Annotated in this window: 1 protein-coding gene and 2 pseudogenes; all 3 read left to right on the top strand. The window is 63.6% G+C overall.

All coding sequences use genetic code 11. The features are described 5' to 3' along the window. Positions 1-204, top strand: a pseudogene (locus EOA60_RS33870) (transcription termination/antitermination protein NusG); the annotation flags it as partial. Between the two features lie 159 nt (positions 205-363). Beyond that, positions 364-792 carry a 50S ribosomal protein L11 gene (gene rplK, locus EOA60_RS33865; protein WP_059189557.1) on the top strand — a complete coding sequence of 143 codons (429 nt, stop codon included), beginning with the start codon at positions 364-366 and terminating at the stop codon, positions 790-792. Positions 793-796: 4 nt separating this feature from the next. Beyond that, a pseudogene (locus EOA60_RS33860) lies at positions 797-1,185 on the top strand (50S ribosomal protein L1); the annotation flags it as partial.

Genomic DNA, 1,185 nt, shown 5'->3' with positions numbered 1-1,185 from the left:
GTTCAGGAAGGCGTCGAGCGCCCGAAGCCGTCGGTCACCTTCGAGATCGGCGAGGCGATCCGCGTCTCGGACGGTCCGTTCGCGTCGTTCAACGGCTTCGTCCAGGAAGTGGACGAGGAGCGGGCGCGCCTCAAGGTGGAAGTTTCGATCTTCGGGCGCGCGGTGCCCGTCGATCTCGAATTCGGACAGGTCGAAAAGGGCTGATCCGAAGGTCCCCGTCCGAGAGGCAAAGGGATCGGCGGCGCGAAGGAATGGCGCTGCCATGAGCGGGTGGGAGGCGAATGCGGCTTAGCCGGCCGCTGGAACCGCACCACCAGACTGCAACCGCCGGTTTTCCCGGCATGAGAAAAGGCAGGAATAGAGATGGCTAAGAAAGTTGCAGGCCAGCTCAAGCTCCAGGTTGCCGCGGGCTCGGCCACGCCGTCGCCCCCGATCGGCCCGGCGCTTGGTCAGCGCGGCATCAACATCATGGAGTTCTGCAAGGCGTTCAACGCGCAGACCCAGGAACTGGAGAAGGGCTCGCCCATCCCGGTCGTCATCACCTACTACCAGGACAAGTCGTTCACCTTCGTCATGAAGACTCCGCCGGTGAGCTACTTCCTGAAGAAGGCCGCCAACCTGAAGTCTGGATCGAAAGAGCCGGGCAAGGTCAAGGCCGGCACGATCTCGCGCGACAAGGTGCGCCAGATCGCCGAGCAGAAGATGAAGGACCTCAACGCAAACGACGTCGAAGCGGCCATGCGCATGGTCGAGGGCTCCGCCCGCTCGATGGGCCTGGAAGTGGTGGGCTAAGATCATGGCAAAGATTGCAAAGCGTGTTGCCAAGAGCCGTGAAGGCATCGACCCGAACAAGGCCTATGCGCTCTCTGAGGCGCTGCAGCTGCTGAAGGACCGGTCCACGGTGAAGTTCGACGAGACGGTCGAGGTCGCGATGAATCTCGGCGTCGATCCGCGCCATGCCGACCAGATGGTCCGCGGCGTTGTCAACCTGCCGAACGGCACCGGCCGGTCGGTGCGCGTCGCGGTGTTCGCGCGCGGCGACAAGGCCGAAGAAGCCAAGGCCGCCGGCGCCGATATCGTTGGTGCCGAGGACCTCGTCGACATCGTCCAGAAGGGCACGATCGATTTCGATCGCTGCATCGCTACTCCGGACATGATGCCGCTGGTCGGCCGTCTGGGTAAGGT

It is taken from the genome of Mesorhizobium sp. M1A.F.Ca.IN.020.06.1.1 (assembly GCF_004023265.1).
Classification (GTDB): domain Bacteria; phylum Pseudomonadota; class Alphaproteobacteria; order Rhizobiales; family Rhizobiaceae; genus Mesorhizobium.
Note: the sequence above shows the minus strand (reverse complement) of the source record. Positions and strands in the feature narration are given on the sequence as shown.

Coding starts and splice junctions, on each gene's coding strand:
- rplK (WP_059189557.1), top strand. CDS start 364: ATGGCTAAGAAAGTTGCAGGCCAGCTCAAGCTCCAGGTTGCCGCGGGC.